Origin of the sequence: Salmonella sp. 741265050_HSA, assembly GCF_046569445.1 — a bacterium.
Classification (GTDB): domain Bacteria; phylum Pseudomonadota; class Gammaproteobacteria; order Enterobacterales; family Enterobacteriaceae; genus Salmonella; species Salmonella enterica.
Window position 1 is genome coordinate 1 of sequence record NZ_JBKFSV010000027.1, and the last position, 6,435, is coordinate 6,435.

A 6,435-nucleotide genomic window follows, 5' to 3' on the forward strand; every position below is an offset into this window, starting at 1 on the left:
CACGGGAAATCGGTGCGATGCCGTCCCAGCCGTCGCGCTGTTTCCAGCTCTGCACGGTCGGGCGCTTGACCTGCAGCATTTCGGCAATCTGTGGCACGGAAAAGCCCTGCCAGTAAAGCAGCGATGCCTGTCGTCGCGGGTCATGCAATAAGGTTGTATCGGTGGAAATGGTCATTGATGCCTCGCCGTAGTGGATTCAGGGCAAGGCTACTTAATGGCCGTCAGTGATTCGCTAAGGTGCTGTTGTGTGGGAGGTTATCCAGTCGTCATTGGTGGTCTGGCGAGTCCTGAGACTGGAAACTGGCGTTGACCCGTAACCCCAACCTCAGGACTCCTGACAATGGCAAAAAAAGTCTCAAAATTCTTTCGCATCGGCGTCGAGGGTGATACCTGCGACGGGCGCATTATCAGCGCCAGCGATATTCAGGAAATGGCCGAAACCTATGACCCGCGCGTCTACGGTTGCCGTATCAACCTTGAACACATTCGCGGCCTTTTGCCCGACGGCATGTTTAAACGTTATGGCGATGTGGTTGAGCTGAGAGCCGAAAAGATTGACGACGATTCTGCGCTGAATGGCAAATGGGCGTTGTTCGCCAGAATCACCCCAACCGATGACCTTATCGCGATGAATAAAGCCGCGCAGAAGGTCTATACCTCTATGGAAATTCAGCCGAATTTTGGTAACACCGGCAAATGCTATCTTGTCGGCCTTGCGGTCACTGATGACCCTGCGAGCCTCGGCACTGAATACCTCGAATTCTGCCGTAAGGCGAAGCACAACCCGCTGCAGCGCTTTAAGGCCAGTCCTGAAAATGTCTTTTCAGTCGCCACGCTGGCCGAACTGGAATTTGAAGATGTTCCCGACACAGTGCTTAACAGCCTGGCCGATAAGGTGAAAGCCATTTTCAGCCGTAAGCAGGTCAGCGACGATGCGCGCATGAGTGATGTGCATGAGGCGGTGACCGCCGTCAGCGAACATGTGCAGACCAGTCTCACTGCGCAGGATAAGCGTCTTTCCGATATGGAAACCGCGCTAGCCACCTTTAAACAGGAACTGACCGGCAAGGTTGAAGAAACCAGCCAGGCATTTTCCGCCCTGAAAACCACCCTCGACAAAACCGAAAGTTTCAGCCAGCCGCGACGCACGAAAGCCAGCGGCGGCGGTGGCGACGAGCTGCTGACCGACTGCTGATAAACCGCAGATTGGAACCGGGCGGCAATCCCGCCCGATGCTGTGACTAACCGATTAATTCAAACAGGAAATACTATGCGTCAGGAAACCCGTTTTAAGTTCAATGCCTATCTGACCCAGCTCGCCAAACTGAACGGCATCAGCGTTGATGACGTTAGCAAAAAATTCACCGTCGAGCCGTCCGTCACGCAAACGCTGATGAACACCGTGCAGGCGTCATCCGCATTTCTGCAGATGATTAACATTTTTCCGGTTGATGAGCTGAAAGGTGAAAAAATCGGTGTGGGTGTGGATGGCACTATTGCCAGCACGACCGACACCTCAGGTGACGATGAGCGTGAAACTGCTGACTTTGTCGCGCTTGAGTCCAATTTGTACGAGTGCAACCAGGTCAACTTTGACTTCCACCTGCGCTACAAGACGCTCGACCTGTGGGCGCGTTTTCAGGACTTCCAGCGCCGCATCCGTGACGCGATTATCCAGCGTCAGGCACTGGATTTCATCATGGCCGGATTTAACGGTACTCATCGTGCGCCGACCTCGAATCGCAAAACTAATCCAATGTTGCAGGATGTAGCGGTCGGCTGGCTGCAGAAGTACCGTAACGAAGCACCGGCGCGCGTGATGAGTAAAATCACCGACGATGAGGGTCAAGTCGTTTCCGATGTGATTCGTGTCGGTAAAAACGGCGACTATGAGAATCTTGACGCGTTGGTAATGGATGCGACAGGTACCCTGATTGATGAGGTTTATCAGGACTCAACCAAACTGGTTGCCATCGTTGGCCGTAAGCTGCTGGCCGATAAATATTTCCCGCTGGTTAACAAGCAGCAGGAAAACAGCGAGTCGCTCGCTGCGGATACCATCATCAGCCAGAAACGCATCGGCAACCTGCCTGCCGTGCGCGTGCCGTACTTCCCTGCGAATGCTGTACTGGTGACCACGATGGAAAATCTCTCAATCTACTTCATGGATGATGGTCATCGGCGTTCAGTCATCGAAAACCCCAAGCGTGACCGCGTGGAAAACTACGAGTCGATGAATATCGACTATGTGGTCGAGGCGTATGCCGCCGGGTGCCTGCTGGAAAACATCACCCTGGGCGATTTCACCGCACCTGCAGCACCGGAAAGCGGAGTCTAAACCATGACGAGCCCCGCACAGCGTCACATGATGCGGGTCTCGGCCTCTCAAGCCGCGCAGCGGGAGCAAGCCCCACTGCGCCATGCAACCGCCTATGAGCAGATGCTGGTTAAGCTGGCCGATGACCGCCGCACGTTAAAAAACATCCGTTCAAACGAACGTAAAGCCGAGAAAAAGCGCGAGCTGCTGCCGTTCTATGCGCCGTGGGTCGCCGGTGTGCTGGCTGATGGTCGCGGTGCGCAGGATGACATTGTCATGACCGTCATGCTGTGGCGTCTTGATGCCGGTGATATCGCTGGCGCGCTGGAAATTGCGCCCTATGCGCTGAAATACGGCCTCACCACTGACCATCGCCGCACGACGCCTTACATGCTGGTTGAGGAGGTGGCGCTTGCCGCACTGCGCCTGCGCGATGCCGGTGAGCCTGTCGACCTCGCATTACTGCTGACCACCCTCAGCCTGACCGACGGCGCTGACGTTCCCGATATGGTGCGCGCCCGTCTGCATAAGGTGACCGGCCTGACCCTGCGCGATATCGGTCAGAATGCTGAGGCACTGGCTCAGTTTCAACGTGCGATGCAGCTCGACCGCAATGCCGGTGTGCGCAAAGAGATTGAGCGGCTGGAACGCGCACTGAAGCCAAAAGCGGAGGCACCACCCCGTAAAACGACTAAACCGCGCACGCGCAAACCTGTCGCCAAACCGGCAGCAAAGCGCGGGCGTCCACCAAAGGCGGTAAAAACCGCCGGTTAACTGAACGCTCCCCGAGCCGGGCGGCACGCTGGTCAAAGCGGGTTTTGACCCTGACGGCGACCGGCGTCCACCGCCCAACCTGATGAGGTTGTCATGACGACAGTGATTCTGAACCAGCCCGACGAACCGCAGGACGTACCGGGCGTGGTGATTCCCGTACCGGAGACGGGCGATGCAGTAATTAAAAACACGTTCTTTTTCCCTGATGTGGATCCGAAGCGTGTGCGCGAGCTGATGCGGCTTGAACAGACGGTTTCCGATGCGCGCCTGCGCCATGCCATCAGAACTGGCATGGCGGAAACCAATGCGGAGCTTTACGACTACCGGCTGCGCCAGACTGCCGCCGGGTTTAAGCATCTGGCCGACGTGCCTGCTGAGGAAATCGATGGCGAGAATGTGCGTATTTTCCACTATCTGAGAGCCGTAACGGCGATGGCAACCGCCACCCTGTATGAGCGCTATCGCGGTGTTGAAGCCACCGGCAAGGGTGACAAAAAAGCCGACAACGTCGAAACCACCATTGATGACCTGTGGCGGGATATGCGCTGGTCGGTCGCGCGTCTGCAGGACAAACCGCGCTGCATCGTGGGCCAGCTCTGATGAAGGTCAGGTCGATGCAGGGCGACACCCTCGACGTGATTTGCGCCCGGTATTACGGGCGCACTGAGGGCGTTGTTGAAACTGTGCTGCAGGCTAATCCCGGCCTGTCTGAGCTGGGCGTCATTCTGCCGCATGGAACGGCAATTGACCTGCCCGATGTGCCGTCTTCACCCGTAACTGAAACTATCAATCTTTGGGAGTAAACCATGACAGAAGGGGAAAAAGGCGTCCTGTCACTGTTTGTGATTGGGGCACTGATTGTGGTCGGAAAAGTGCTGGCAGGTGGTGAGCCCATCACCCCGCGCCTGTTTGTCGGACGCATGTTGCTCGGCGGTTTTGTCTCAATGGTCGCCGGTGTTGTTCTGGTGCAGTTTCCTGATATGTCACTGCCCGCTGTGTGCGGTATTGGATCCATGCTCGGTATTGCCGGTTATCAGGTGGTGGAAATCGCCATTCAGCGCCGCTTTAAGTCACAGAAGGGGGAAGGCGATGCCGGTCATTAATACTCACCAGAATATCGCCGCCTTTCTGGACATGCTGGCGTATTCCGAAGGAACGGCGAACCATCCGCTGACGAAAAACCGTGGCTACGACGTCATTGTTACCGGCCTTGATGGCAGGCCAGAGATTTTCACCGATTACAGCGACCACCCTTTCGCACATGGCCGACCCGCGAAAGTGTTTAATCGCGGTGGCGAGAAATCCACGGCATCGGGGCGTTACCAGCAGCTTTATATGTTCTGGCCGCACTATAAAAAACAGCTCGCATTGCCTGATTTCAGCCCACTGTCGCAGGACAAGCTCGCGATCCAGTTAATCCGGGAGCGCGGTGCTATTGACGATATCCGGGCGGGGCGTATTGAGCGTGCTGTTTCCCGTTGCCGGAATATCTGGGCGTCATTGCCGGGTGCCGGTTACGGCCAGCGCGAGCACAGTCTCGAAAAGCTGGTTACCGTCTGGCGCACGGCTGGCGGGGTGGTGGCATGAAAGTCCTGATAACGCTGTTTGTGCTGGCCGTGCTCGGTCTGATGTGGTAGCGCCATGAGAATGGCAATTTATCCCGCTCCTTTGAGACGGCAAACCGCGTTGCGAGCGAGCAAAAGGCGACGATTGGCATGCTGAAAAATCAGCTCAGTGTCGCCGGCCAGCTCGCCCGACGTAATGAATCCGCGCAGGTGGCACTGCGCGAACAGCTCGCAAAGGCAGGCGCAGAAGCAAACCGCCGCGAGCAGACGATAACGAGGTTACTTGATGAAAATGAAGCCTTTCGCCGCTGGTATAACGCTCCTCTGCCTGATGCTGTGCGCAGGCTGCACACCCGCGCCGCCTGCGCCAGCGCCGGTGATTGTGGTCAGCGGATGCCCGAGGGTGAGCCTTTGCCCGATGCCGGGAAGTGATCCGAAAACTAATGGTGACCTGAGCGCTGATATCCGCCGCCTTGAGGGCGCGCTGACCGCCTGCGCGCTGCAGGTCAAAATCGTCAAACACTGTCAGGATGAACTCGATGCAGAAGCACAAAAGCCTGCGCAAGGCGCTGATTAACGCCGTGCCGCAGCTCCGAAACAACCCCGATATGCTGCGCCTGTTCGCTGATAACGGGCATACGGATTCCCGACTGGAGAGCTCGCTGTCGTTTGAAAAGGTGTACGTGCTTAACGTGGTGGTGACTGACTTTACCGGCGACCTCGATTTGATATTTGTGCCGGTACAGGCATGGCTGCGTGAGCATCAGCCGGACATTATGACCACCGACGACGGGCGGGAGAAAGGATTCACATGGATGATTGATATCAATAACGACGATTCGCTCGATATCAGTATCAGCCTGAGACTCACCGAGCGCACGCTCGTCAAAGAGGTCGACGGCGCATTGCATGTCAGCTATGCCCCTGAGCCACCGCTGCCTGAGCCAGTGACACGCCCGGTCGAGCTGTACGTTAACGGCGAGCTGGTGAGTAAGTGGGATGAGTGAGTTAACCGCGCTGCAGGAGCGCCTTGCCGGTCTGATTGCCAGCCTGTCACCGGCGGCGCGTCGTCAAATGGCGGCTGACATTGCAAAAAAACTGCGCGCCAGTCAGCAGCAGCGCATCAGGCGACAGCAGGCACCAGATGGCACCCCGTATGCCGCCCGAAAGCGCCAGCCGGTGCGAAGTAAGAAAGGCCGTATCAGGCGCGAAATGTTCGCCAGACTGCGCACTAACCGCTTTATGAAAGCCAAAGGCAGCGACAGTGCGGCGGTGGTGGAATTTACCGGCAGGGTACAGCGCATGGCGCGGGTGCATCAGTATGGCCTCAAAGACCGGCCAAATCGTCACAGCCGGGATGTGCAGTACGCGGCGCGCCCGTTGCTCGGTTTCACCCGCGACGATGAGCAGATGATTGAAGACATCATTATCAGACATCTCGGTAAATAAATATTGTGTGAACCACCACCGGAGCCGCGCGAATTGGCGCGACTCCAGACCAGAGGCATCCTTGCACTATGAATACGTTATCCACAATACAGGAGCTCGCGCGCGCGATTCGCAACCTCATCCGCTCAGGTGTGGTGACTGAGGTCGATACCGCGCAGGGGCTGTGCCGCGTACAAAGCGGCGGGATCCAGACTGCATGGCTGAACTGGCTGACCACCCGCGCCGGTCGTTCGCGGACATGGTGGGCTCCCTCGGTCGGTGAGCAGGTGCTGCTGCTGGCAATTGGTGGCGAGCTTGATACTGCTTTCGTGCTGCCGGGGATTTTCTCCG

12 protein-coding genes and 1 pseudogene are annotated in these 6,435 nt (G+C 57.0%); 12 read left to right on the forward strand and 1 reads right to left on the reverse strand.

The features are described from left to right. Positions 1–175, reverse strand: a 175-nt coding sequence (locus tag ACLD4F_RS21800) for a terminase gpP N-terminus-related DNA-binding protein (protein ID WP_411011034.1), incomplete at its 3' end; no start/stop codon positions are given. Positions 176–340: 165 nt separating this feature from the next. Between ACLD4F_RS21800 and ACLD4F_RS21805 the strand changes: the two genes are divergently transcribed. The 12 genes and pseudogenes from ACLD4F_RS21805 to ACLD4F_RS21860 all read left to right on the forward strand — a co-directional run. Next, on the forward strand, positions 341–1,195 hold the full coding sequence (locus ACLD4F_RS21805) for a GPO family capsid scaffolding protein (protein WP_079961386.1): 855 nt from the start codon (positions 341–343) through the stop codon (positions 1,193–1,195). Between the two features lie 75 nt (positions 1,196–1,270). Then, positions 1,271–2,338, forward strand: coding sequence for a phage major capsid protein, P2 family (locus tag ACLD4F_RS21810; RefSeq protein WP_001248604.1), 1,068 nt, complete (start codon positions 1,271–1,273; stop codon positions 2,336–2,338). Positions 2,339–2,341: 3 nt separating this feature from the next. Further along, complete coding sequence (locus ACLD4F_RS21815) at positions 2,342–3,091, forward strand: terminase endonuclease subunit (RefSeq protein ID WP_000203474.1); 750 nt, start codon at positions 2,342–2,344, stop codon at positions 3,089–3,091. Positions 3,092–3,184: 93 nt separating this feature from the next. After that, complete coding sequence (locus tag ACLD4F_RS21820) at positions 3,185–3,691, forward strand: head completion/stabilization protein (protein ID WP_058342598.1); 507 nt, start codon at positions 3,185–3,187, stop codon at positions 3,689–3,691. Then, on the forward strand, positions 3,691–3,894 hold the full coding sequence (locus ACLD4F_RS21825; protein ID WP_000868400.1) for a tail protein X: 204 nt from the start codon (positions 3,691–3,693) through the stop codon (positions 3,892–3,894). The genes ACLD4F_RS21820 and ACLD4F_RS21825 overlap by 1 nt, the downstream gene beginning before the upstream one ends. A gap of 3 nt (positions 3,895–3,897) precedes the next feature. Next, the gene (locus tag ACLD4F_RS21830) at positions 3,898–4,194 is read left to right on the forward strand and encodes a phage holin family protein (protein WP_000134660.1); all 297 of its coding nucleotides are present in this window, start codon (positions 3,898–3,900) and stop codon (positions 4,192–4,194) included. Beyond that, positions 4,181–4,678: a glycoside hydrolase family 104 protein gene (locus tag ACLD4F_RS21835; RefSeq protein ID WP_058342597.1), complete on the forward strand. Its 498-nt coding sequence runs from the start codon at positions 4,181–4,183 to the stop codon at positions 4,676–4,678. Before ACLD4F_RS21830 ends, ACLD4F_RS21835 begins: the two co-directional genes overlap by 14 nt. 113 nt (positions 4,679–4,791) lie before the next feature. Next, positions 4,792–5,022: pseudogene (gene lysB, locus ACLD4F_RS21840) on the forward strand (Rz-like lysis system protein LysB); the annotation flags it as partial. Then, positions 4,943–5,233 (forward strand): Rz1-like lysis system protein LysC, encoded by a 291-nt coding sequence (gene lysC, locus ACLD4F_RS21845; RefSeq protein ID WP_213083622.1) that lies wholly within the window; start codon positions 4,943–4,945, stop codon positions 5,231–5,233. The pseudogene lysB and the gene lysC, both read left to right, overlap by 80 nt. Then, entirely contained in the window at positions 5,196–5,663 is a 468-nt protein-coding gene (locus ACLD4F_RS21850) for a phage tail protein (protein ID WP_001169074.1), read from the forward strand. The genes lysC and ACLD4F_RS21850 overlap by 38 nt, the downstream gene beginning before the upstream one ends. Continuing rightward, entirely contained in the window at positions 5,656–6,105 is a 450-nt protein-coding gene (locus tag ACLD4F_RS21855) for a phage virion morphogenesis protein (RefSeq protein ID WP_001293096.1), read from the forward strand. The genes ACLD4F_RS21850 and ACLD4F_RS21855 overlap by 8 nt, the downstream gene beginning before the upstream one ends. Before the next feature lie 68 nt (positions 6,106–6,173). Continuing rightward, a partial coding sequence (locus tag ACLD4F_RS21860; protein ID WP_411011033.1) for a phage baseplate assembly protein V occupies positions 6,174–6,435 on the forward strand: 262 nt, incomplete at its 3' end.

Bases quoted from the DNA above. Each gene is read 5' to 3' on its own strand.
- ACLD4F_RS21805 (WP_079961386.1), top strand. From the start codon at position 341: ATGGCAAAAAAAGTCTCAAAATTCTTTCGCATCGGCGTCGAGGGTGAT.
- ACLD4F_RS21810 (WP_001248604.1), top strand. From the start codon at position 1,271: ATGCGTCAGGAAACCCGTTTTAAGTTCAATGCCTATCTGACCCAGCTC.
- ACLD4F_RS21815 (WP_000203474.1), top strand. From the start codon at position 2,342: ATGACGAGCCCCGCACAGCGTCACATGATGCGGGTCTCGGCCTCTCAA.
- ACLD4F_RS21820 (WP_058342598.1), top strand. From the start codon at position 3,185: ATGACGACAGTGATTCTGAACCAGCCCGACGAACCGCAGGACGTACCG.
- ACLD4F_RS21825 (WP_000868400.1), top strand. From the start codon at position 3,691: ATGAAGGTCAGGTCGATGCAGGGCGACACCCTCGACGTGATTTGCGCC.
- ACLD4F_RS21830 (WP_000134660.1), top strand. From the start codon at position 3,898: ATGACAGAAGGGGAAAAAGGCGTCCTGTCACTGTTTGTGATTGGGGCA.
- ACLD4F_RS21835 (WP_058342597.1), top strand. From the start codon at position 4,181: ATGCCGGTCATTAATACTCACCAGAATATCGCCGCCTTTCTGGACATG.
- lysC (WP_213083622.1), top strand. From the start codon at position 4,943: ATGAAAATGAAGCCTTTCGCCGCTGGTATAACGCTCCTCTGCCTGATG.
- ACLD4F_RS21850 (WP_001169074.1), top strand. From the start codon at position 5,196: ATGCAGAAGCACAAAAGCCTGCGCAAGGCGCTGATTAACGCCGTGCCG.
- ACLD4F_RS21855 (WP_001293096.1), top strand. From the start codon at position 5,656: ATGAGTGAGTTAACCGCGCTGCAGGAGCGCCTTGCCGGTCTGATTGCC.